This is a genomic window from Actinomycetes bacterium (assembly GCA_036000965.1).
Classification (GTDB): Bacteria; Actinomycetota; CALGFH01; order CALGFH01; family CALGFH01; genus DASYUT01.
The window spans coordinates 1-23,560 of sequence record DASYUT010000051.1 but is presented as its reverse complement, the minus strand read 5'-3'; the positions used below and the strand labels follow the sequence as shown (position 1 = coordinate 23,560).

Annotated in this window: 22 protein-coding genes and 2 pseudogenes; 21 read left to right on the top strand and 3 right to left on the bottom strand. The window is 71.0% G+C overall.

The features are described from left to right. The 21 genes and pseudogenes from VG276_03595 to VG276_03495 form a co-directional block, all read left to right on the top strand. Positions 1-366: hypothetical protein (locus tag VG276_03595; GenBank protein ID HEV8648489.1), on the top strand; the 366-nt coding region annotated here is incomplete at its 5' end. Next, positions 363-1,523: an NADH-quinone oxidoreductase subunit NuoH gene (gene nuoH, locus VG276_03590; GenBank protein ID HEV8648488.1), complete on the top strand. Its 1,161-nt coding sequence runs from the start codon at positions 363-365 to the stop codon at positions 1,521-1,523. The genes VG276_03595 and nuoH, both read left to right, overlap by 4 nt. Beyond that, complete coding sequence (gene nuoI / locus VG276_03585; protein HEV8648487.1) at positions 1,523-2,122, top strand: NADH-quinone oxidoreductase subunit NuoI; 600 nt, start codon at positions 1,523-1,525, stop codon at positions 2,120-2,122. The genes nuoH and nuoI overlap by 1 nt, the downstream gene beginning before the upstream one ends. Beyond that, complete coding sequence (locus VG276_03580; GenBank protein ID HEV8648486.1) at positions 2,119-2,658, top strand: NADH-quinone oxidoreductase subunit J; 540 nt, start codon at positions 2,119-2,121, stop codon at positions 2,656-2,658. The genes nuoI and VG276_03580 overlap by 4 nt, the downstream gene beginning before the upstream one ends. Beyond that, complete coding sequence (nuoK, locus tag VG276_03575; GenBank protein ID HEV8648485.1) at positions 2,655-2,960, top strand: NADH-quinone oxidoreductase subunit NuoK; 306 nt, start codon at positions 2,655-2,657, stop codon at positions 2,958-2,960. The genes VG276_03580 and nuoK (VG276_03575) overlap by 4 nt, the downstream gene beginning before the upstream one ends. Before the next feature lie 7 nt (positions 2,961-2,967). Further along, a complete protein-coding gene (gene nuoL, locus VG276_03570; protein ID HEV8648484.1) occupies positions 2,968-4,944 on the top strand; it encodes an NADH-quinone oxidoreductase subunit L in 1,977 nt (658 codons plus the stop codon). 11 nt (positions 4,945-4,955) lie between these two features. Further along, positions 4,956-6,545, top strand: a complete 1,590-nt coding sequence (locus VG276_03565; GenBank protein ID HEV8648483.1) for an NADH-quinone oxidoreductase subunit M — start codon at positions 4,956-4,958, stop codon at positions 6,543-6,545. A 52-nt stretch (positions 6,546-6,597) separates the two neighbouring features. Continuing rightward, on the top strand, positions 6,598-8,367 hold the full coding sequence (locus VG276_03560; GenBank protein HEV8648482.1) for an NADH-quinone oxidoreductase subunit N: 1,770 nt from the start codon (positions 6,598-6,600) through the stop codon (positions 8,365-8,367). 39 nt (positions 8,368-8,406) lie between these two features. After that, a complete protein-coding gene (locus VG276_03555; GenBank protein HEV8648481.1) occupies positions 8,407-9,369 on the top strand; it encodes a polyprenyl synthetase family protein in 963 nt (320 codons plus the stop codon). Positions 9,370-9,581: 212 nt separating this feature from the next. Continuing rightward, positions 9,582-10,571, top strand: coding sequence for a zinc-dependent alcohol dehydrogenase family protein (locus tag VG276_03550; protein ID HEV8648480.1), 990 nt, complete (start codon positions 9,582-9,584; stop codon positions 10,569-10,571). A gap of 323 nt (positions 10,572-10,894) precedes the next feature. Further along, positions 10,895-11,260, top strand: coding sequence for an NADH-quinone oxidoreductase subunit A (locus VG276_03545; protein ID HEV8648479.1), 366 nt, complete (start codon positions 10,895-10,897; stop codon positions 11,258-11,260). Next, positions 11,251-11,778, top strand: coding sequence for an NADH-quinone oxidoreductase subunit B family protein (locus VG276_03540; GenBank protein HEV8648478.1), 528 nt, complete (start codon positions 11,251-11,253; stop codon positions 11,776-11,778). Before VG276_03545 ends, VG276_03540 begins: the two co-directional genes overlap by 10 nt. Positions 11,779-11,954: 176 nt before the next feature. Continuing rightward, complete coding sequence (locus VG276_03535) at positions 11,955-12,443, top strand: NADH-quinone oxidoreductase subunit C (GenBank protein HEV8648477.1); 489 nt, start codon at positions 11,955-11,957, stop codon at positions 12,441-12,443. A 4-nt stretch (positions 12,444-12,447) separates the two neighbouring features. Beyond that, positions 12,448-13,656, top strand: a complete 1,209-nt coding sequence (locus VG276_03530; GenBank protein HEV8648476.1) for an NADH-quinone oxidoreductase subunit D — start codon at positions 12,448-12,450, stop codon at positions 13,654-13,656. A 41-nt stretch (positions 13,657-13,697) separates the two neighbouring features. Then, positions 13,698-14,642: a complex I subunit 1 family protein gene (locus VG276_03525; GenBank protein HEV8648475.1), complete on the top strand. Its 945-nt coding sequence runs from the start codon at positions 13,698-13,700 to the stop codon at positions 14,640-14,642. A 7-nt stretch (positions 14,643-14,649) separates the two neighbouring features. Further along, positions 14,650-15,240, top strand: a pseudogene (locus VG276_03520) (4Fe-4S binding protein). 368 nt (positions 15,241-15,608) lie between these two features. Then, positions 15,609-16,103 carry an NADH-quinone oxidoreductase subunit J gene (locus tag VG276_03515; protein HEV8648474.1) on the top strand — a complete coding sequence of 165 codons (495 nt, stop codon included), beginning with the start codon at positions 15,609-15,611 and terminating at the stop codon, positions 16,101-16,103. Positions 16,104-16,120: 17 nt separating this feature from the next. Further along, complete coding sequence (gene nuoK / locus VG276_03510) at positions 16,121-16,426, top strand: NADH-quinone oxidoreductase subunit NuoK (GenBank protein ID HEV8648473.1); 306 nt, start codon at positions 16,121-16,123, stop codon at positions 16,424-16,426. A 32-nt stretch (positions 16,427-16,458) separates the two neighbouring features. Then, entirely contained in the window at positions 16,459-18,363 is a 1,905-nt protein-coding gene (nuoL, locus tag VG276_03505; GenBank protein ID HEV8648472.1) for an NADH-quinone oxidoreductase subunit L, read from the top strand. A 43-nt stretch (positions 18,364-18,406) separates the two neighbouring features. After that, on the top strand, positions 18,407-19,945 hold the full coding sequence (locus VG276_03500; protein ID HEV8648471.1) for an NADH-quinone oxidoreductase subunit M: 1,539 nt from the start codon (positions 18,407-18,409) through the stop codon (positions 19,943-19,945). A 63-nt stretch (positions 19,946-20,008) separates the two neighbouring features. Continuing rightward, positions 20,009-21,481: an NADH-quinone oxidoreductase subunit N gene (locus tag VG276_03495; GenBank protein HEV8648470.1), complete on the top strand. Its 1,473-nt coding sequence runs from the start codon at positions 20,009-20,011 to the stop codon at positions 21,479-21,481. Between the two features lie 133 nt (positions 21,482-21,614). On the opposite strand, the gene map is transcribed toward VG276_03495, so the two are convergent. The 3 genes and pseudogenes from map to VG276_03480 form a co-directional block, all read right to left on the bottom strand. Continuing rightward, positions 21,615-22,379, bottom strand: coding sequence for a type I methionyl aminopeptidase (gene map / locus VG276_03490; GenBank protein ID HEV8648469.1), 765 nt, complete (start codon positions 22,377-22,379; stop codon positions 21,615-21,617). 56 nt (positions 22,380-22,435) lie between these two features. After that, complete coding sequence (locus VG276_03485) at positions 22,436-23,005, bottom strand: ABC transporter permease (protein ID HEV8648468.1); 570 nt, start codon at positions 23,003-23,005, stop codon at positions 22,436-22,438. Between the two features lie 29 nt (positions 23,006-23,034). After that, positions 23,035-23,091, bottom strand: a pseudogene (locus VG276_03480) (hypothetical protein). Positions 23,092-23,560 lie beyond the last annotated feature (469 nt).

The following is a 23,560-nucleotide window of genomic DNA, read 5'->3' as shown; positions in this document are numbered from 1 at the left end:
CCGGCCGACGGGCTCGCGCTGGTCACCTACCCGCTGCTCCTCGACGGGGCGTCGATGCTGGCCAGGGCGGCCGACCTCAACCGGGCCACGCCCGCCGCCTTCTGCGAGGTCCACCCGGACGACGCCGGCCGGCTCGGGCTGGCCGACGGGGGCCGGGCCACGCTCGACTTCGGCGGTGGCACCACCGCCGAGCTGCCGGTCGTCGAGCTGCCGGTCGTCGAGCTGCCGGTCAGGGTGTCGGCGTCGGTCGCGCCCGGGTGCGTGTTCGTCCCCGCCAACCAGCCCGACCTGGCCCTCGGGGCGCTGCTCGGCCCGGCCCCGGCCCTGCGGGTCGCCGTCCGGGCGGTCGAGGAGGCCGCCGCATGATCTGGGACCTCTTCATCCTGCTCGTCAAGGTCGTCGGCGTCTTCGCCTTCCTGATGCTCACGGTGCTGTTCGTGATCTGGCTGGAGCGCAAGGTGGTCGCGTTCATGCAGACCAGGATCGGACCCAACCGGGTCGGCCCCGCCGGCCTGCTCCAGAGCCTGGCCGACGGCATCAAGCTGTTCTTCAAGGAGGACGTGCGCCCGACCAACGCCGACCGCATCCTCTACGTCCTGGCCCCGGTGGTCATGATGGTGCCGGCGTTCCTGTCGATCACGGTGCTCCCGTTCGGGAGCCGGTTCGGCACCCAGGACGCCCAGCTCACCGACCTCAACGTGGGCCTGCTCTTCGTGCTGGCAATGGGCAGCCTGCAGGTGTACGGGATCGTGCTGGCCGGCTGGGCCTCGGGCTCGAACTACCCGCTGCTCGGAGCGGTCCGCTCCAGCGCCCAGATGATCAGCTACGAGATCGCCCAGGGCCTGTCCATCGTCGGGGTGCTCATGTACGCGGGCACCCTGTCGGCTGGCGGGATCGTTGCCGCCCAGCAGGGCGACCCGATCTGGGGGTTCGTCCCCCGCTGGTACATCGTGCCCCAGCTCCCCATGTTCCTGGTGTTCCTTGTTGCCGGCATCGCCGAGACCAACCGGGCCCCGTTCGACCTGCCCGAGGCCGAGTCCGAGCTGGTGGGCGGGTACCACACCGAGTACTCGGGCGTGAAGTTCGCGCTGTTCTTCCTGGCCGAGTACCTCAACATCATCACCGTCTCGGCGGTCGCCACCACGCTGTTCCTTGGCGGCCCGGACGGCCCGGTCATCCACGGCTTCCTGCCCTGGCTCTGGCCCATCCTGTGGTTCGTGGCCAAGATCTACCTGTTCATCTTCGTGTTCATCTGGCTGCGGGCCACGCTGCCGCGGCTCCGCTTCGACCGGCTCATGGCCATCGGCTGGAAGTACCTCATCCCGATCGCGCTGTTCTGGATCGCGGTGACCAGCGTCGTGCTCACCGTGGACCTGTCCGCGGTGAACCGGCGGGTGCTGTACGTCGCCATCGGGGTCCTGGTCGTCCTGCTGCTGGCGTCCCTGTTCGTCCCCGGCCCCAAGGAGTCCAGGAAGCGTCCTGGCACCCCGGACCGCACCGCCCCAGGAGGGTCCACCTCATGATGTCCTCAGAGATCCTCAAGGGCCTCTCGGTCACCTTCCGGAGCATGTTCCGGAAGCGGAACACGATCCAGTACCCCGAGGTGAAGCGCCCCACCTCGCCCCGCTTCCACGGCCGCCACCAGCTCAACCGGTACGAGGACGGCCTCGAGCGCTGCATCGGGTGCGAGCTGTGCGCCTACGCCTGCCCGGCCGACGCCATCTACGTGCAGGGGGCCGACAACACCCCCGAGGCGCGCTACTCGGTGGGGGAGCGGTACGCGGCCATCTACCAGATCAACTACAACCGCTGCATCTTCTGCGGCCTGTGCATCGAGGCGTGCCCGACCCGGGCGCTGACCATGACCAATGAGTACGAGATGTCGGCCGCCCACCGCCAGGACCTTGTCTACGACAAGCCGGAGCTCCTCGCCCCGGTCCCGCCCGGCGCCAAGCCGCTCCCGCATGCCGACGCCGGGGACGGGCCGCCTGCGATCGCGCGTTACGGGCCCCAGGCGTCGGTCTCCCAGGAGTCGACCGAGCCGGTCTGGGCGCTGCTGCGGGCCCAGGAGAGCAGGCAGGCCGACCGCGAGCTGCCCGCCGACGAGGTCGTGCCCAGATGATTACCGTCGCCGCCACGACCGCCGCCGAGCGGGCCGAGTTCGTGACGTTCATCCCGCTCGCCGTCCTGAGCGTCGTCACCGCGATCGGCATGGTCACGAGCCGCAAGGCGGTCTACTCGGCTCTGCTGCTGGTGGTGAACTTCTTCTGCCTGGCCGGCTTCTACGTGCTCCTGCAGGCCCAGTTCCTGGCCGCGGTCCAGGTCATCGTCTACGCCGGCGCGATCATGGTGCTGTTCCTGTTCGTGCTCATGCTGCTCGGCATCGGCAGCCAGGAGGTCCTGTCCGAGACCATCCCCGGCCAGCGGGTGATCGCCGGGGTGCTCGGCGTGCTGCTGCTGGCCGCGGTCGTCGTCGCCGTCCTCAACGGGGGGCTGTCAGGCGGAGCTGGAGACCTGACCGCCGCCAACCAGGGCGGCAACACCCAGGCGGTCGGCCGCCTGCTGTTCACCCGCTACGTGTTCGCCTTCGAAGCGACCGGGATCCTGCTCGTCGTGGCCGCGGTCGGGGCCCTCGTCCTCGGGAAGCGTCGCCCATGAAGCTCGGAACCAACGCCTACCTGCTGCTCAGCGCCGCGCTGTTCACCGTCGGGGTGGTCGGGGTGCTGGTGCGGCGCAACGCCATCGTGGTGTTCATGTGCGTGGAGCTGATGCTGAACGCGGTCAACCTGTCGTTCATCGCCTTCGCCAGGCGCAACGGCACGCTCGACGGCCAGGTGCTGGCGTTCTTCGTGATGGTGGTCGCCGCCGCCGAGGTCGTGACCGGCCTGGGCATCCTCGTCGCCATCTTCCGCAAACGCTCGTCGACCAGCGTCGACGACGTCAACCTGCTCAGGGGGTGACCCTGCCCTGAACGCAACCGGCACGATCCGCCTGGTCTGGCTGCTGCCGCTCCTGCCCCTGGCCGGGTTCGCGGTCAACGTCGCGCTCGGGCGGCGGCTGCGGCAGCTGGCCGGCTGGCTGGCCACGGCCCTGGTCGCGGCATCGTTCGCGGTCGCCGTAGCCGCGTTGCTCGCGCTGCTCTCCCACGACGGCGAGTCGCGCACCCAGACCCTGCGCGGCTACGAGTGGTTCACCTCCGGTGACCTGCGGGTCTCCTTCGACTTCCGCTGGGACCAGCTCTCGGCCACCATGGCGCTGGTCGTCACCGGGGTCTCGAGCCTCATCCACCTCTACTCGATCGGCTACATGGCCGACGACGAGCGGCGCCAGACCTTCTTCGCCTGGCTGAACCTGTTCGTCGCCGCGATGCTGGTGCTCGTGCTGGCCCAGAACTTCCTGGTCATGTTCCTCGGCTGGGAGGGGGTCGGGCTCTGCTCCTACCTGCTCATCGGGTTCTGGTTCAACCGCCGGCTCCCGGTGGTCCAGCCCGACGCCCGGCTGGTCGAGGGTGTCCCCGACGAGACCGAGGAGGTCTGGGCCCCGCCGGCGGCGAAAAAGGCGTTCATCGCCAACCGCGTCGGCGACATCGGCTTCCTGATCGCCATGTTCCTGCTCTTCCAGCGGTTCGGCAGCCTCGACTTCGACGACGTGCTCGGCCAGGTGAGCGGGCTCGCCGGCGGGACCGCCACCGCCGTCGCGCTCCTGCTGTTCCTCGCCTGCGCGGGCAAGAGCGCCCAGATCCCCCTGTTCGTCTGGCTGCCGGACGCCATGGCCGGCCCCACCCCGGTGTCCGCCCTCATCCACGCGGCCACCATGGTGACCGCCGGCGTGTTCCTGGTTGCCCGCACCCACGTCCTGTTCGAAGCCTCCCCCACCGCCCAGACCGTGGTGGTGGTCGTCGGCGCCCTCACCGCCCTGCTCGCCGCCCTCATCGCCGTCGGCCAGGACGACATCAAGCGGATCCTCGCCTACTCGACCGTCTCCCAGCTCGGCTACATGTTCGTCGCCGTCGGCCTGGGTCCGGTCGGCTACGCGGCCGGCCTGTTCCACCTCGTCACCCACGCCTTCTTCAAGGCCCAGCTCTTCCTCGGGGCCGGGTCGGTGATGCACGGCAACGACGACGACATCGACGTCAAGCACTTCGGCGGCCTGCGCAGGGCCATGCCGGTCACGTTCCTGACCATGGGGGCGGCCTGGCTCGCGATCATCGGGTTCCCGTTCACCTCCGGGTTCTTCTCCAAGGAGGCGATCCTGGGCGCCGCCTTCGAGCACGGCGGCATCGGCCTCTTCGGCTGGGCGGTGGGCGTGCTCACCGCGGGGCTCACCGCCTTCTACATGTCGCGGCTGTTCTTCCTCACCTTCCTGGGCGCGCCGCGCTGGCCCGGCGGCCGCCACCCACACGAGTCCCCGCCGGTCATGACCGTCCCCTTGGTCGTGCTTGCCGCGCTCGCCCTGGTCGCCGGCTGGCTCCTGGGCGGCTTCTCGGGCGCCGGCCCGATCGGCCGCTTCCTCGAGCCGGTGCTGGGCGCAGCGCCCGAGGAGAGCGGGTCGTTCCTTGCCGCCTTCCTGCTGAGCGTGGCCGCGGTCGGCGTGGCCGCGGTCGGCGTGCTCACCGCATGGTGGGTGTACCTGTCCGGCCGGGTCGAGTGGCTGGCGCTGCGGACCCGCTTTGCATCCGTCTGGCGCCTGCTCGCCCACAGGCTGTACATCGACGAGATCTACGAGTTCTTCACGGTCACCCTCGGCGGCGCGGTCGCCGCGTTCCTGGCCGTCAACGTCGAGCGGCGGGTCATCGACGGGGCCGTGAACGGCGCGGCCGGCGTGGTGGGCGCGACCGCCAGCCGGGCCCGCCGCCTGCAGACCGGCCTCGTCCGCACCTACGCGGTGGGCGTGCTCGGCGGCGCCGTGCTCATTGTCGCGTTCCTCGTCTTCCGGACCACCTAGGAGCCGTCAACGTGCTGCTCACCGTCACCGTGTTCGCCCCGCTGGCCGGGACCCTGCTGCTCGCCGCCATCCCCCAGGCCCGGGCCGCGGGGGGTCCGGGGGGCTCAAGCCCAGCCCCCCGGTGGGATCAGGGGGGCTCGGGAGGCTCGAGCCCAGCCTCCCGATCGGACAATCTGGCCCGCTGGGTCGGGCTGGTGGCGAGCCTGGTCACCCTTGCCCTGGCGGTGGTGCTGGCGGCCCGCTTCCGGACCGGCGAGGCGGGCTTCCAGCTCGGGCTCGCGGCCGACTGGGTGCGCTCGTTCGGCGTGCAGTACAAGGTCGGGGTCGACGGGGTGAGCCTGCCGCTGGTGCTGCTCACCGCCGTGCTGGTGCCGCTCGCGATCGCCGGCTCGTGGCGGATGACCGACCGGCCGCGCAACTACGTCGCCCTGCTCCTGCTCCTGGAGACGGCGATGCTCGGGGTGTTCGTGGCCCTCGACCTGTTCCTCTTCTACATCTTCTGGGAGGCCGTGCTGATCCCGGCTTACTTCCTGATCGGGTCGTGGGGCGGCGAGCGGCGCGTGTACGCGGCGGTCAAGTTCTTCCTCTACACCCTGTTCGGCGGCCTGCTCATGCTGGTCGCGATCATCACCCTGTACTACCTGAAGTCCAAGGCCGGCGGGCCGGGCACGTTCGACTACGAGGCCCTGCGCGACCTCTCCAAGGACCCGACCACCCAGCGCTGGCTGTTCGCCGGCTTCTTCGCCGCCTTCGCGGTCAAGACGCCCCTGGTCCCGTTCCACACCTGGCTGCCCGACGCCTACGTCGAGGCCCCGACCACCACCACCGTCCTGCTCGCGGGGGTCATGTCGAAGCTGGGCGTGTACGGGTTCCTGCGCTACTCCCTGCCCCTGTTCCCCGACGCCTCCCGGTACTTCCAGCCCGCGCTGATGACCCTGGCCGTGGTCGGGATCCTCTACTGCGCGACCATGGCCACGGTGCAGAAGGACTTCAAGCGGCTGGTCGCCTACTCGTCAGTCTCCCACCTCGGCTTCATCGTGCTCGGCATCTTCGCGTTCACGGTCCAGGGCCTGCAGGGCGGGGTGTTCTACATGGTCGCCCACGGGCTCATCATCGGCGGGCTGTTCTTCGTGGTCGGCATGCTGTGGGAGCGGCGGGGCACCCGCCGGATCGACGACTTCGGCGGCCTGCAGCAGTCGGTGCCCCGCATGGCCGGCGTCATGCTGGTCATCACCCTGGCCTCGCTCGCCCTTCCCGGCCTGGTCGGCTTCGTGGGCGAGTTCCTCACCCTCCTCGGCGCCTTCCTGGCCAACCGCGTCTACGCCGTGCTCGGCGCCATCGGCGTGGTGTTGGGCGCGGTCTACCTGCTCTGGGCCTACCAGCGCATGTGGCACGGCCCGATCACCTCCGAGGACAACCGCGCCATCCCCGACCTGAGCGCCCGCGAGTGGGCCATCCTCGGCCCCCTGGTGGCCGCGATCGTGGTGCTCGGCATGTTCCCGCGCCCGGTCCTGGAGCGGGTCGAACCGTCCGTCCAGCGCGTCGTCGAGCTGACCGCCAGACCAGCCGGCCAGGCCGGCGCCGCCCTGCCAAGTCCCTGACCAACCAGCCGTGGGCGGCGCACCCGCCGGCCCCGGAGCCCTGGAGGAGCCCGTGCACGTCCTGGCCCAGTCCGCCGCCCAGGCGCCGATAGACCTGCCCGAGATCGACTGGCGCGGGATCGCCCCCGAGCTGGCCCTGGCCGGTGCCGGGGTCGTCCTGCTGATGGTGGTGGCGTACTGGCCGAACGCCCGGCGCGGGGTCCTGGCCGCGCTCACCCTCGCCGGCCTGGCCGTCGCGGCCTGGCTGACCGCCTGGAACTGGGACTTCGCCCGGGTCGCGTTCGAGGGCTCGGTCGCGCTCGACGGCATCACCCGCTACGCCCGGGTGATCCTGCTCGCGGTCGGCGCGCTCGCCACCCTGATGGCCGCGAGCGAGGGCCGGCGCGACCGGGAGGAGCCGCCAGAGATCTTCCCGCTGCTGCTGTTCGCGCTCACCGGCATGATCCTGCTTGCTTCCGCCTCCGACCTGCTGGTGGTGTTCATCGCCCTGGAGATGCTGTCGCTCAGCCTCTACGTGATGGCCGGGGCGACCCGCCGGCTGCCGGCGCAGGAGGCGGCGATGAAGTACTTCCTGCTCGGTGCGTTCTCGTCCGCGTTCCTGCTCTACGGCATCGCCCTGTGCTACGGGGCGACCGGGACCACCAACCTGCTCCGCATCGCGCAGGCAACCACCGACCCCACCGTCAGCGCGACCCTGCTGCTGGCCGGGGTGGGCCTGCTCGCGGTCGGCTTCCTGTTCAAGGTGGCCGCGGTGCCGTTCCACATGTGGACCCCTGACGTCTACCAGGGGGCGCCCACCCCGGTGACGGCGTTCATGGCCGCCGGCACGAAGACGGCCGGCTTCGCGGTCCTGCTGCGCGTGTTCGCCGGCTCCCTGGGCGGGCTGGTGCTCTCCTGGCGCCCGGTCCTCGCCGCCGTGGCGGCGCTCACCATGCTGGTCGGGTCGGTCCTGGCCGTGGTCCAGTCCGACCTGAAGCGCATGCTCGCCTACTCGTCGATCTCCCACGCCGGCTACCTGCTGATCGGCGTGGTCGCTGCGGCGACCAGCCCCGAGGGCGCCAGCGCCTCCATGTTCTACCTGCTCGCCTACTCCTTCATGGTCATGGGCGCGTTCATGGTGGTCCAGTACGCCTCGCCTGCCCCGCCCCTCGCCTCGGCCAGCGCGGGAGAAGCCGTGACCGGTGAGGCGGTGCCGGCTGCTGCCGGCGGCCGGCTCGAGGCCGAGCCGGTGGCCGCGGCGCAAGGCCTCGACGCGGAGCCGGTGGCCGCCGCGGAGGGCGTCCAGGCCGAGCCGGTGGCCGCGGCCGGGAGCGCCGCGGTCGCCACCATGACCAGGGAGGCCCCGGGTGGCGGCGACGGCGAGCCGCCTGGCCACGGGCTGCCCCGGGTGCGGGACGCCACCCGGGCCGCGGCCGAGCCGGACGGGGCCTGGGAGCGCACGTCGCTCGACGACTACCGGGGGTTCGGGCGCCGCCACTTCTGGCCCGCCCTGCTGCTGGCCGTCTTCCTGTTCTCGCTCGCCGGCATCCCGCCGTTCTCGGGGTTCTGGGCCAAGTACTACGTCTTCCAGGCCGGCGTCGACACCGGGCTCACCTGGCTGGTGGTGGTGGCGGTGGTCAGCTCGATCATCTCCGCCTTCTTCTACCTGCGGGTCATCGTCGTCACCTTCCTGCAGGAGCCGGCCGAGCCCGAGCTCGGCGTGACCCGGTCCCCGGCCCTCGCCGTCGCCCTGGCCGCCGCCGGCGCCCTCACCGTGGCGATCGGCCTCGCCCCCCAGGTCTTCATCACCGCGGCCCAGGCCGCCGGCCGGATCCTCGGGTAGCCGGTGCCCGCTCGAGCCGTCGACCCGCTCCTCTCCGGACTGTACGCCGGGATCCAGGCGCGCACCCGGGCCGGCCTGGAGGAGGTGGAGGCGGCCCTGGCCGACGCGGTGACCAGCGCCGACCCGTTCGTGCAGGAGGCGGCCAGCCACCTCCTCGAGGCCGGGGGCAAGCGCTTCCGGCCCACCCTGGTCTTCCTCGCCGGACACTTCGGCGACCCGACAGACCCCCGACTGGTCGGCGCCGCAGTCGCCATCGAGCTCACCCACCTGTCCACCCTCTACCACGACGACGTCATGGACGAGGCGGAGATCCGGCGGGGCGCGCGCTCGGCCAACGCCCGCTACGACAACAAGATCGCCATCCTCACCGGCGACTACCTGTTCGCCCGGGCCTCCGAGGTGACCGCCGGGCTCGGCACCGAGGCGACCCGGGTGCTCGCCCGCGCCATCGCCCGGCTGGTCGACGGGCAGATCCGCGAGTCCAGGGGGCCAAGGCCCAGGCAGGACCCGGTCGAGCACTACATGGCGGTGCTGGCCGACAAGACCGGTGCGCTGATCGCGGCCGCGTGCCGGCTCGGCGGCCGGCTCGCCGGGGCACCGCCTGCCGAGGTGGAGGCCCTGACCCAGTACGGGGAGCGCGTCGGGGTCGCCTTCCAGCTCGGCGATGACCTGCTCGACATCGCCACCGAGACGGTCACCTCCGGCAAGCTTCCAGGCATCGACCTGCTCGCCGGGGTCCGCACCTTGCCTGTCCTGTACCTCCTCCGCCGGGGCGGCCGGGACGCCGAGCAGCTCGTCCGGCTGCTCGGCGGCGAGCACGACGGCGACGCGCTCGCCCGCGCCCTGGCCCTGCTCCGCGCCTCGCCCGCGTTCGCCGAGGCCAGGCAGGCCGCCCAGACCGAGGTCGACCGGGCCAAGGCCGCCCTCGACCCCCTCCCCCCCGGCCCCGCCCGCTCCGCCCTGGAGGAGGTCGCCGACCGGGTCCTGGACCGCGAGACCTGACCGGCCACTCGCCTTGCCGGCGCCCGGGCGATGTCGGCCCCGGCGGGTATCCTTCCGGACCCATGGGCGCCGGCCATGGCGTCCCGGCTGGGGACGCGAACAGGGCTCCTGGTCACTGCCGGTCGCTGCTCGACCCCCCCTGGATCCGCCCCGACCGCGACCGGTCGTGGCGGTACCATCGGTCACTGGTAGCCACCGATCTGGGCGAGGTCATGAGGGCGATGCTTCTGGAGGCGCAGCGGCGCCCGCTGGTGCCCGCGGACGTCCCCAAGCCGGCGCCAGGCCCAGGGCAGGCGCTGGTGCGCGTGCGCGCCTGTGGACTGTGCCGGACCGACCTGCACATCGTCGACGGCGAGCTCACCGAGCCCAAGCTGCCGTTGATCCTTGGGCACCAGATCGTCGGCGTCGTGGAGTCGGTCGGGCGGGGAGCGGGCTCGGTCCGGGTCGGTGACCGTGTGGGGATCCCATGGCTGGGATGGACGGACGGGTCGTGCCGGTACTGCCGCTCAGGACGGGAGAACCTGTGCGACCGGGCGAGGTTCACCGGCTACCACATCGACGGCGGCTTTGCGGAGTGGACGGTCGCAGACGCCCGGTACTGCTTTCCCGTCCCTGACAGCTATGCCGATCTCCAGGCCGCACCGCTGCTGTGCGCGGGGTTGATCGGGTTTCGCGCCTACCGCATGACCGGCGACGCCGAGCGGGTCGGCCTGTACGGATTCGGGGCCGCCGCCCACATCCTGACCCAAGTCGCTGTGCACCAGGGCCGTACGGTCTACGCGTTCACGCGACCCGGGGACACCCGGGCCCAACAGTTCGCGGTGGAGCTGGGTGCCGTGTGGGCCGGTGCGAGCACCGACCCGGCCCCGGTGGAGCTGGACGCCGCGATCATCTTCGCGTCAGTGGGTGCGCTGCTCCCGGTCGCGTTGCAGTCGGTCGCCAAGGGCGGGATCGTGGTCTGCGGGGGGATCTACATGACCGCGATCCCGTCGTTCGGCTACCAGATCCTCTGGGGGGAGCGAACGGTGCGCAGCGTCGCCAACCTCACCCGGCAGGACGGTGTGGAGTTCCTCCGGCTCGCGCCAACGGTCCCGGTGGTGACGCACGTCCAGACGTTCCCCCTCGAAGCCGCGAACGACGCGCTGGCGAGCCTGCGGGCTGGGGAGGTCAGCGGCCAGAACGTCATCCTGGTCGACGACTGACCACCACCGTCGAGGTCTGCGATGCGGGTCTTGCCTGTAGTCTCCCCCGCCTGACTCCTACCGTGCCGGCCCGGCGGGATCCGCCCGCCGGGCCGGCGCCGAGCTTGTTCATTCGTGCGAAACATAGCCGTCTACCAGCGCTTTGACAGGTTGGCCGCTGTCCGCGCAGGTGGACTAGAATCTCGGCGACCAGGGTCGCCGCCGATGGGACGGCGCGGCCCGGCTGAAGGACGTCGAGGCCGCGGTCGTGGATCTCGGCGCGACCATGGGCGGGACGCGGGACCCCTTCCCGCCGACGCCCGAGGATGCAGACCGGGAGCCACATGACCTCGTACTTCCAGGCCTACGGCACGCTTGCCGGGCTGCTGGTGCTGTCGGTGCTGTTCGTCGCCCTCGCGTTCGGCGCCAACCGGGCGCTGCGCCCCAACCGGCCGTCGGCGGGCAAGCTCACCACCTACGAGAGCGGCATGGACCCGATCGGCACGTCCTGGTCCCAGACCCAGATCCGCTACTACGTGTTCGCCTTTCTCTTCGTCATCTTCGACGTCGAGAGCGTGTTCCTCTTCCCCTGGGCGGTGGTGTTCACCGACTTCGGCGTGGCGGCCTTCTGGGAGATGGTCGTCTTCATCGGGGTGCTCGCCGTCGGCCTGCTCTACGCGTTCCGGAAGGGTGTACTGAAATGGGCCTAGTCGACTCCGTCGAGCTGCCCCAGCCGATCAAGTTCGTCTTCAACTGGGGCCGCAAGTACTCGCTGTGGGTCTTCAACTTCGGCCTGGCCTGCTGCGCCATCGAGTTCATCGCCACCTCCATGGCCCGCCACGACTTCATCCGCCTTGGCGTGATCCCGTTCGCCCACGGGCCCAGGCAGGCCGACCTGCTGGTGGTCTCCGGCACCCTGACCGACAAGATGGCGCCCGCGATCAAGCGCCTGTACGACGAGATGCCGGAGCCGAAGTACGTGATCTCCTTCGGCTCCTGCTCCAACTGCGGTGGCCCCTACTGGGACTCGTACTCGGTCACCAAGGGCGTCGACCAGATCATCCCGGTGGACGTCTACGTCCCCGGCTGCCCACCCCGCCCCGAGGCGCTCCTGCACGGCATCATCACGCTGCAGGAGCGCATCGGTACCGAGTCCCTCAAGGACCGCTACGCGCGAGGCGGGTCCGAGCCCGCGCGAGAGCGGCAGCCGATCGTGGTGGGTGCCTGATGGCGACCCCGGCGAGGGCTGCCCGGCCGCCCCTGGGCGTGCCGACCCTGGAACGTCCAGTGGCGACCCCGGCGAGGGCTGCCCGGCCGGCGCCGGGCTCCCGTGGCGTCCAGGCTGCGTCGGCGTCCATGCTGGCGAGGCGCCGGCCGGGCAGCCGTCTGGAGGGGAGCCACTAGGTGGACGCCGCCGCCGTTCGCGACCATCTGGTCGCTGAGCTTGCCGACGCGGTCGAGCCGGACATCTCCTACGGGCTGCTGACCGTCACCGTCGCCCCGGCCGACTACCGCCGCGTGGCCGAGCTGGTCCGTCACGACCGCGACCTGGCCTGCAACTTCTTCGACTTCCTGTGCGGGGTCGACGAGGAGGCGCGCGGCATCGCGGTGGTGCTGCACGTGTACTCGACCAGCCACCACCATCACGTGCAGGTCCGCTCGGTGGTCCCGCGCGAGGGCGGCCACCTGCCGACCGTGCACGACCTGTGGGCGGGAGCCGACTGGCACGAGCGGGAGACAGCCGAGCTGTTCGGGGTGACCTTCGACGGCCACCCGAACCTGGCCAAGCTGCTCCTGCCCGAGGAGTTCGAGGGCTTCCCCCTGCGCAAGGAGTTCGCCCTGCTGGCCAGGGAGGCCAAGCCCTGGCCGGGCGCCAAGGAACCGGGGGAGTAGCGCCGTGGCCATCGACCAACGACGGGCGACCGGGGCAGGCGGGCAGGCGGGCGCGGCCTTCCAGGCCGCCGACGGCACCGGCATCGGCATCATCGTCCGCGACAAGGCCGACCGCGAGCTGCACACCCAGGACATGACCCTCAACGTCGGGCCCCAGCACCCGGCCACCCACGGGGTCCTGCGGGTGCTGGTGACCCTCGACGGCGAGATGATCGAGTCGGCCGAGCCAGTAATCGGCTACATGCACCGCGCGTTCGAGAAGCTCGCCGAGTACCGCGACTTCCGCCAGATCATCGCGCTGGTCAACCGGCACGACTGGGTCTCGTCGATCTGCAACGAGCTGGGCGTGGCGCTGATCGTCGAGAAGCAGATGGGGCTGGAGGTCCCCGAGCGCGCCACGTGGATCCGCATGCTGATGTCCGAGTGGACCCGCGTGCTCAACCACCTCATGTTCGTCGGCTCCTACCCCCTGGAGCTCGGCGCGATCACGCCGATGTTCTACGCCTTCCGCGAGCGCGAGGAGATCCAGGCGCTCATGGAGTGGATCACCGGGGGCCGCCTGCACCTGACCTACTGCCGGGTCGGCGGGCTCAAGCAGGACCTGCCCAGGGGCGCCATCGACATGTCCCGGAGCCTGGTCCCGCGGATGCGCGAGCGCCTCAAGGAGTATGAGACCCTGGTGCTCGGCAACGAGATCTTCGCCGCCCGGACCAAGGGCATCGGCGTGCTCCCGGCCGACGTGGCCTGCTCCTACGGCGTCAGCGGGGCGCCTCTGCAGGCGTCCGGGGTGCCCGAGGACGCCCGCAGGACCGAGCCGTACCTGTTCTACGACCAGGTCGAGTTCGACGTGCCGACCGGGCGCAACGGCGACTGCTACGACCGCTTCGCCATGCTGATCGCCCGGATGAAGGAGTCGCTCAAGATCATCGAGCAGGTCCACGAGCGGATCCCCCCCGGGCCGGTCAACACCAAGCTGCCGAAGACCGTGCGCGCCCCCGAGGGCCACGCCTACGTCCGCATGGAAAACCCGCTCGGCCAGCTCTCGTACTACATGGTCTCCCACAACGAGAAGACGCCCTGGCGGTTCAAGATGCGCACGCCGTCCTTCAACAACATCTCGTCCATCCCCTACCTGCTGAAGGGGACCCTGGTGCCCGACATGATCGCGGTCATGGGCTCGATGTTCTTCATCGTGGGGGACATCGACCGGTGACCGACACCGTCCGCGACTGGCTGTCGCACTACTGGGTCCTCATGCCGGTCAAGATCCTCGCCGTCCTCGGCATCTTCCTGGTCTTTCCACTGATCGTCGGCTACATGGAGCACAAGGTCATGGCCCACATGCAGGCCAGGGTCGGTCCCATGGAGGCGGGCCGCTTCCACGGCGTGCTCCAGCTCGTGGCCGACGGCATCAAGTTCGTCCAGAAGGAGTCGATCATCCCCAGGGCGGCCGACAAGTGGGTGTTCGCCCTGGCCCCGGCGGTCGCCCTCATCCCCGGCATCCTGCTGTTCGGCTTCATCCCTTACGGGCCGGACCTGATCCCGGTCCGCTCCGACGTCGGGCTGTTCGTCACCCTGGCCCTGTCCAGCGTGAGCGTCATCGGGGTGCTCATGGCGGCCTGGTCGAGCGCGAACAAGTACTCCCTGATCGGTGGGACCCGGGCGGCCGCCCAGCTCATCGCCTACGAGCTGCCGCTGGTGCTGGCCGCCGCGGCCGTGGCCATGCAGGCCGGCTCGGCCGACCTGGCCGTGATCGTGGAGCGCCAGAGCTGGTGGGGCTGGAGCGGCTGGGGGCTGCTGCTGCTGATCGGGTTCTTCGTCTACGGCACGGCCGCCCTGGCCGAGCTGACCCGGCCGCCGTTCGACATGCCGGTGGCCGACTCCGAGCTGGTCTTCGGGCACCTCACCGAGTACACCGGCCTGCGCTTCGCCTTCTTCCTGCTCACCGAGTACGCGGGCATCGTCTCCCAGACGGCCATCGCGGCCACCCTGTTCCTCGGCGGCTACAAGGGGCCGTTCCTGCCCGACGGGCCGTGGTGGCTCGCGGTCAAGGTGTTCGCCCTGTCGTTCATGGTGATCTGGTTCCGGGCCACCTATCCGCGGCTGCGCGAGGACCAGCTGCAGTTGTTCGCCTGGATCCGGCTCGTGCCCTTGGCGCTGCTGCTGATCCTCCTCGTCGGCTTCACCAAGGTGGTGTGACCCTCCGATGACCGTGCTAAAGGGAACCGGGCTGCTCAAGGGGCTCGGGGTCACCTTCAAGACCATGTCGACGCGGGCGGCGACCAGGCAGTACCCGCACGTCCGGCCCGACCTGCCCGCCCGAACCCGGGGCGTCATCGCGCTGATCGAGGAGAACTGCACGGTCTGCATGCTCTGCTCGCGCGAGTGCCCCGACTGGTGCATCTACATCGACTCCCACAAGGAGGTCGTGGCGCCCAAGGAGGGCGGCCGGGCGCGCACCCGCAACGTCCTGGACCGCTTCGCGATCGACTTCGCGCTCTGCATGTACTGCGGCATCTGCGTGGAGGTCTGCCCGTTCGACGCGCTCCACTGGAGCCCGGAGTTCGAGTACGCCGAGCACGAGCACGAGGCACTGACCCACGAGATGGACCGGCTGCGCGAGTGGGCCTACACGGTGCCCGCGCCCGACCCGCTCGAGGAGGGCGCGGTCGAGCCCAGGGAGATCGAGGCCGCCCGCAAGGCCCAGGAGGCGGCCCGGGCCAAGGCGGCCACCGCCGCTGCGGCGCAGGCGCAGGCCGCCGCGGCCGCTGCGGCAGCCCCGCCGGCGGCAGCCGCCCCGGCCGACGCCCCGGCGGCAGCCCCCCCGGCCGACGCCCCGGCGGCCGGCCAGCCCGCCCCGGCTGCCGGCGAGCCCGCCCCGGCCCCGGTCGCGGCCTCCACCGGTGCCGCCCCCCCGGCTCGGGCTGCGGGCGCCCCCGCTCCCGCCGGCGCGGCAGCCCCCGCCGCGGCGGCGGCCGCCAAGGCCGAGGAGGTCCACGTCGAGCCGGGCATCGACCAGGAGACCTTCGACCGGCTGGTCGCGGGGGGCGAGCCCGAGCGCACCGCCCGGGCCAAGGCCAAGGCCGCCTACATGCGCAAGGCCAAGGCGGCCGCCCGGGCCGCCGCCGAGCCCCCGGACCCGGCTGCGGCGGCGAGGGAGGACGCATGACCGGCCAGGAGGTGGTCTTCCTGGTCCTCGCCGTGGTGGGCGGGCTGGCCGGGCTGCTCGTGGTGACCAGCCGGAACATCGTCCACGCCGCCCTGTACCTGGTGGTCGCGCTGTCCAGCGTGGCCGGCGTCTACCTGCTGCTGGCCGCCCCGTTCGTCGCGTTCGTGCAGGTCATCATCTACGTCGGCGCGATCGTGGTGCTGATCTTGTTCGGCATCATGCTGACCAGGGCGCCGGTCGGCCGCCGGGTCCTCGACAACACGCTGCGGGCCCGGGTGGGCGCGTTCGTGGTCGGCCTGGGCATGTTCACGATGCTCACCTGGTTCATGGCCGACGCCTGGAGCGGCGAGCGCATCGCCGGCCAGGCGGTCACCACCACCGCCGCCCTCGGCACCTCCCTCTTCCGCAACTACGTCCTGCCCTTCGAGGCGGTCAGCGTCCTGCTGCTGGCCGCGCTCATCGGAGCCATCGTCCTGGCCCGCCGGGACTGACCAGGAGACCGCCTGCCATGCCGCTGCTCTACCCGCTCGTGTTCGCCGCCTTCCTGTTCAGCGCGGGGGTGTACGGCGTGCTGGCCAGGCGCAACGCGGTGATGGTGCTGATGAGCATCGAGCTGATGCTGAACGCGGTGAACGTCAACCTGGTCGCCTTCAACGCCTACCTCAAGGACCAGCTCCTCTCCGGGCAGGTCTTCGCGCTGTTCGTGGTGGCGGTGGCCGCCGCCGAGGTCGGCATCGGGCTCGCGATCGTCCTGCTGATCTTCCGCAACCGGGAGACCGTGAACATCGACGAGGTCGACCTGCTGCGCTGGTGACCCGACCTTCCGGCTGAGCTCAGAGGAGCACGATGGAGAAGCTGGCCTGGCTCGTCCCCGCCCTGACCCTCGCGGCCTGGGCCGTCATCCTGCTGGCGGGCAAGCGCATGCCCGGCAAGGGGGCGGAGGTCGGGATCCTCGCCGTCGGGGCCGGCTGGGTCCTGAGCGTGGGCATCCTCGGCCGGGTGATCGGCGGCGCCGAGCCCTACCACCTCAGCGGGGAGTGGGCGCCGTTCGGGGCCGACCTGTCCATCCCGATCGGGATGACGGTGGACGGGCTGGCCGCGGTCCTGCTCGTGGTCGTCACCACGATCTCGCTGCTGGTGCAGGTCTACTCGGTCTCCTACATGCGCGGCGACGAGCGCTACACCATCTTCTTCTCGTTCCTGTCGCTGTTCACCGCCGGCATGCTCATCGTCGTCCTGGCCGACAACCTGATGCTCCTGCTGGTCGGCTGGGAGATCATGGGCGTCTGCTCGTACTTCCTGATCGGCCACTACTGGGAGGACCAGGCCAACGCGCGCGCCGCGATCAAGGCGTTCCTGACCACCCGGGTCGGCGACATCGGCTTCATGCTCGGCATCTTCGTGTTCTTCTGGGCGGCCAGGAGCTTCGAGATCGACGCGATCATCGAGGGCGTGGAGACGGGCCGGATCTCCTCGACCACCGTCACCCTCGGCGCGGTGCTGCTGTTCTGCGGCGCGATCGGCAAGTCGGGCCAGTTCCCGCTGCACACCTGGCTGCCCGACGCCATGGCCGGGCCCACCCCGGTCTCGGCCCTGATCCACGCGGCCACCATGGTCGCGGCCGGCGTGTTCCTGGTCGCCCGGATGTACCCGGTGTTCGCCGCCTCGGCCACCGCGCTCAACGAGATCGCGGTCATCGCCTCGGTCACCATGCTGATCGCGGCCCTGCTCGCCCTGGTCCAGGACGACATCAAACGGGTGCTGGCCTACTCGACGGTGTCCCAGCTCGCCTACATGATGGCCGGGCTCGGGGTGGGCGGGTACTCGGCCGGGGTGTTCCACCTGTTCACCCACGCTTTCTTCAAGGCCCTGCTGTTCCTCGCGGCCGGCTCGGTCATCCACGCGGTCCACTCCAACAACATGAGCGAGATGGGCGGGCTGCGCCGCGTCATGCCCTGGACGTTCTGGACCTTCACGGTCGGGGCGCTCGCCCTGGCCGGGATCTTCCCGCTGGCCGGGTTCTGGTCCAAGGACGAGATCCTCACCGACGCGTACAACGCGGGCTTCGGCACCCCGGCCGAGGAGTTCGTGGGCAGCCCGGACGTGGCCCGGATCGTGTTCGTGGTCGGCGTGACCACCGCCTTCCTGACCGCCTTCTACGTCGCCCGCATGCTCTGGCTGACGTTCGGGGCCGCCTACCGCGGCCAGGGCCACCCGCACGAGCCCGACGCGGTCATGCTCGGGCCGCTGGTGGTCCTGGCCGCCGGCGCCGCCCTGGTCGGGCTCGCCGGGTCGCCCTGGATCGGGTCGAACAACTTCGCCGCCTGGATCCAGACCCCGCTGCTGCCGGCCGAAGGGGCGGCCCACATCAACTGGGGGCTGGCGGCCGGCACCACCGCGATCGGCCTGCTCGGCATCGCGCTCGGCGCCGCCCTGTACCGGCGCGGTCTGCCCGAGCAGGAGTACCTGGCCCGGGTCCCGCTGGTCTACAAGGTCCTGGAGCGCAAGTTCTTCCTGGACGACCTGTACGAGCGGGGCATCGTCCGGGCAGTCACCGGCGCGCTGGCCCCGGCCACCTACTGGTTCGACCAGCGCGTCATCGACGGGGTGGTCAACGGGACCGGCCTCGGCACCCGCCGGCTCGCCCGCGGGCTGCGCTACGTGCAGTCCGGCCAGGCCCAGTGGTACGCGGCCGCGCTGTTCGTCGGCGTGGTGGGCCTGGTCGTCGTCACCCAGGTCGTCGGCAGATAGCGAGCCCGCCACCGGGCGGCACGCGAAGGAGGACATGGTAGGCGTGAAGTGGTTCGACAGCTGGGCCCTGACCCTCGCGGTCTTCCTGCCCCTCGTCGGTGCGCTCGTCCTGGCCGCGCTGCCCGCGGCCATGGACTACCTGGTCCGGGTCGCGAGCATGGTCGTCACCTTCCTCGCCCTGCTCGCCGGCGTGGTCGTCCTGGCCCGCTTCGACTACGGCGCAGGTGCGACGATGCAGTTCGAGGTCGACCGCTCCTGGATCGAGGCCATCGGCACCCGCTACCACCTCGGTGTCGACGGGATCTCGCTGCCCCTGCTGGCGATGTCGCTGCTGCTCTGCTTCCTGTGCGCGGTCTACTCCTCGCGCATCCTGCCCGAGCCGGTCAACGCCAGGTCGTTCCTGGCCCTGCTGCTGGTGCTCGAGACCGGCATGAACGGCACCTTCGCCGCCCTCGACCTGATCCTGTTCTTCGTGTTCTGGGAGCTCGTGCTCGTCCCGATGTTCTTCATCATCGCCGTGTGGGGCGGGCCCCGGCGCGGCTACGCCTCGATCAAGTTCTTCCTCTACACGGTGATCGGCTCGGTCGTCATGCTGCTCGGCTTCCTGGCCCTGTGGTACCAGAGCGCCCCCCAGGTGGCCGACCGCACCTTCGACATGCTCGCCCTGCAGGAGCTCGGGCCGGCCCGCTTCGCGGGCACCTTCGGCACCCTGGTGTTCGCCGCGATCGGCCTCGGCTTCGCGGTCAAGGTGCCGGTGTGGCCGTTGCACACCTGGCTGCCCGACGCCCACACCGAGGCGCCCACGGTCGGCTCGGTCCTGCTGGCCGCCGTGCTGCTCAAGATGGGCACCTACGGGTTCGTCCGCATCGCCCTGCCGGTCCTGCCCGACGCGGCCCGCATCTGGGCGCCCACCATCGGCGTCCTGGGCGCGATCGCGATCATCTACGGGTCGCTCTGCTGCCTGGCCCAGCGCGACATCAAGCGGCTCATCGCGTACTCCTCCGTCGGCCACATGGGCTTCGTGATGCTGGGGATCGCCACCCTCACCACGGCCGGGATCAACGCTGCCGTGTTCGGGATGGTCGCCCACGGGATCATCACCGGCATGCTGTTCTTCCTCGCCGGCTCCCTGCACGACCGCTACCACACCCGCGACATCGTCGAGATCGGCGGCGGGGTCGCGAGCAAGCTGCCCCGGTGGGCCGGCATCTTCACGCTGTCGTGCATCGCCTCGCTCGGCCTGCCCGGGCTGGCCGGCTTCTGGGGCGAGATACTCGCCGTGCTGGCCGCCTGGAACCCGGCGCCCGGGCTGTCGGTGCCCCTGTTCCGCACCCTGGCGGTGGTCGGCATGATCGGGACCCTGCTCACCGCCGGCTACTTCCTGTGGCTGCTGCAGCGGGTCAACCTGGGCCGGGTGCCCGACCGCTGGAGCGGCAAGCAGCTCGGCGACGTCGCCGCCGTCGAGTACACCGCCTGGGTGCCGCTGGTCCTGCTGATCGTCGCCCTCGGGTTCGCCCCGAGGCTCGTGCTCGGCGTCACCAACCCGGCCGTCACCGGCTGGTTCGCCAACCTGTTCAGATAAGGGGGGTTCGGGGGGCTCAGGCAGCGCAGCGGTAGCCCCCCGATCAACCAAGGAGGAGCCCAGGTGCGCATCGACTTCCACGCCATCCTGCCCGAGCTGGTGCTCGCCGGCACGGCGCTCCTGGTGCTCGTCGTGGACCTGTTCGTCGAGCGCGCCAAGGTGGTCGCCAACTACCTGGCCATCGCCGGCACCCTGGCCGCCGCCGGCGCCCTGGCCAGCCTGGCCCCCGGCGGGACCCGGGTCACGTTCGGCGGGTCGTTCGTGGTCGACAACTACGCCCTGCTGTTCAAGGCCCTGTTCCTCGGCTCGCTCCTGCTCGTCCTCTTCATGAGCACCCGGTACGTCAGCGCCGGCACCTCCTACCAGGGGGAGTTCTACTTCCTGGTCCTGTCCAGCTTCGTCGGCATGCTGCTCATGCCGTCCTCGCGCGACCTGCTCATGCTGTTCCTGTCGCTGGAGATCGTCTCGGCAACCGGCTTCATCGCGGCCGGGTTCCGCAAGGGCGACGCCCGCTCCAACGAGGGGGCGCTGAAGTTCCTGCTCGTCGGCGTGCTCTCCACCGCCGTGATGCTGTTCGGGATGAGCCTGGTCTACGGCTTCACCGGCTCCCTCCGGCTCGGCGAGATCGCGGCCAGGCTGCAGGCGGTCGGCGGCGAGCCGGCCGCGGTCATGAGCGTCTTCCTGGTCGTGACCGGCTTCGCGTTCAAGGTGTCGGCCGCCCCGTTCCACTTCTGGGCGCCCGACACCTACGAGGGCTCGCCGGTGCCGGTGGCCGCCTACCTCTCGGTGGCCTCCAAGGCGGCCGGCTTCGCCGGCCTGCTCCAGGTCACCTTCGTGGCCTTCCCCTCCTACGCCAGGTACTGGGCGCCCGCGTTCGCGGTGCTGGCCGCGCTCACCATGCTCATCGGCAACGTGGTCGCCCTGGCCCAGACCAACATCGTCCGCCTGCTCGCCTACTCGTCGGTGGCCCAGGCCGGCTACATGCTGGTGCCGTTCGCGGTCGGGAACTCGGGCGCCCCGGACGCGCGCTCCAAGGCGTTCCAGGCCGTGCTCATCTACCTGCTCTACTACGGGGTCACCAACCTGGGCGCGTTCGCGGTGGTCACCCTGATCAGCCAGCGCCAGCCGGCGAACCTGCTGGCCGACTACAACGGGCTCGGCCGCCGCTCGCCCGGCCTGGCCGTGGCCATGACGCTGTTCCTGCTCTCCCTGGCCGGCTGGCCGCCCTTTGCCGGCTGGTACGCCAAGTTCGTGGTGTTCCAGTCCGCGCTCGGCGCCGGCCAGACCAGCCTCACGGTGCTCGCCGTGTTCATGGCGGTCATGACCGTGGTCGCGTTCTTCTACTACCTGGCCGTGATCGGCCGCATGTGGCTGTCGCCACCCCTCGAGGAGGCGGTCGCCGCCGGCGTCCCGTCCCCCTCCCCGCTCCTCGGCCTGTCGATCGCCCTCTCCGTCGCCGGCGTGATCGTGCTCGGCATCCTCCCCGGCCTGCTGGTCCAGTACGCCCCCCTCTCCACCCTGGTGGCCAGCAGGTGACCTTGTGGACCCCGCGCCCGCGCTACGGTGTGGCGTGCTGTCATAGGTCGGACGCGCGTCGAGGTCGACGACGAGAAGACGTCACTCCGTTGTGGCCCCGGCGAGCATTCTCGACAGATCGTGTTCCGGCCTGTCACGGCAGGGTCAGGACCTCGGGGCCGTCGGCGGCGATGGCGACGGTGTGCTCGAAGTGGGCCGAGCGGGAGCCGTCGCGGGTGACCAGGGCCCAGCCGTCCGGCTTGACGTCGTAGGCGCCGTCGCCCTCGTTGAACATCGGCTCGATTGCGAGCACCAGCCCCTCGCGGAGCCGCAGCCCGCGCCCGGGCCGGCCGTCGTTGAGCACCGACGGCTCCTCGTGCATGACCCGGCCGATCCCGTGGCCGCCGAAGTCGGGCACGATCCCGTAGCCGCCGGCGTGGCCGACCCGCCCGACCGCGTGGCTGATGTCGGAGAGCCGGTTGCCGGCCCGGGCCGCCTCGATCCCGGCCCAGAGCGCACGCTCGGTCGTCTCCAACAGCCGGCGGGCTGCCTCGTCGACCTGGCCGACCGGGACCGTGACGGCGGCATCGCCGTGGTAGCCGTGGACGGCGGCGCCGCAGTCGATCGACAGCAGGTCGCCGTCACGCAGCCGGGTGCCGTCGGGGATGCCGTGGACGATCATGTCGTTGGGGGAGAGGCAGAGCGAGCCCGGGAACGGGGTGCGCGCGAAGTGTGGTGTGTAGCCGAGGAACGACGGGGTCGCGCCGGCGGCCCGGATGGTCCGCTCGGCCAGCCGGTCCAGCTCGCGCAGGGTCACGCCGGGACGCACGGCGGCCCGCACCCGCTCGATCGTCCGGGCGACCACCCGGCCAGCCGCTCGCATCGTGTCGATCTCGTCGCGGGACTTCAGGATGACCACGCGCCACGCCCCTGCTCGGTCGGCTCCACCCTACGAGGGTAACGCCTCCCTGGCCGTCACCGGCGCCCGGCCGCCCAGGCGGCGCCCAGCTTCACCCTTGCGCCGGTGCGCAGGACCGCGCCCGAGTAGATCCGCCCGGCCAGCGGCACCAGGGCGACGATCGTGGCCAGCGTGATCAGCACCGACAGGGCGACCTCCCAGGCGGGCACGGTCCCGCCGGCCACCAGGGGCGGCATGACCAGCGGCGCCACCGGCGGCAGGTACGACGCCACCTGGGCGAGCGTCCCGTCGGGGTTCTGCAGGGCCGAGAAGGCCAGGAAGAACGAGGCGACCAGCACGAGGTTGAGCGGCGTCACCGTGTTCTGCAGCTCCTCCTGGCGGGACACGATCGCCCCGGCCACGGCGAACAGGCAGCTGTAGAAGGCGTAGCCGAGGATGAACCAGACGAGGATCAGCCCGATCGTCCCGGCCGCGCCGGGCGGCAGCACGATCCGGTCGAAGGCCAGGGCCACCACCAGGCCGATCCCGCCGATGATGAACAGCTGCAACAGCCCGACCAGCCCGATCCCGATGATCTTGCCGGCCAGGAGCTGCACCGGGCGCACGGCCGCGAGCAGCACCTCCACGACCCGGCGTCGGGTTCGAGGACCCCGAGGATGATCCGCATGGCGGTGGTCTTGCCGGCGCCGTTGGGGCCGACGAAGCCAAACATCTGCCGCTCGCGCACGGTGAACGACAGATTGTCGAGGGCGAGCAGGTCGCGGTAGCGGCGGGTCAGGCCTTGCAGTTCCAGCACGTGGTCCCACTCACCCCGCTCTCACACGGATGTCAGGGTCTGGGGTCGCACCTTAGCAGCGCGGTCGGTCGGCGGCGTCCCGCCGCGGGAGGAACCTGGTGTCCTCCTCGGGTCGTATGGGGTCGGCCGGGAGCCGGGAGAGTCGAATCGCGCCTGATTCGCTACCCCACCTCCAGGACCTCGTCCAGTAGGGATCAAGCCGGTCCTTTACAGCACCCGGCGTGGTGGCTCGGCTCAGGTGGTGCCTACGGTTGGGTGGCGGCGAACAGGTCGAGGTAGCCGTGGGTCGCGCGCCACAGATGGTCTTCCGGGTAGATCCCGAGGCCCTTGTGCTCGCGCCGCCACTCCCGCTCCCAGTAGGCGGTGTCCACCCGTTGGAGGTGCG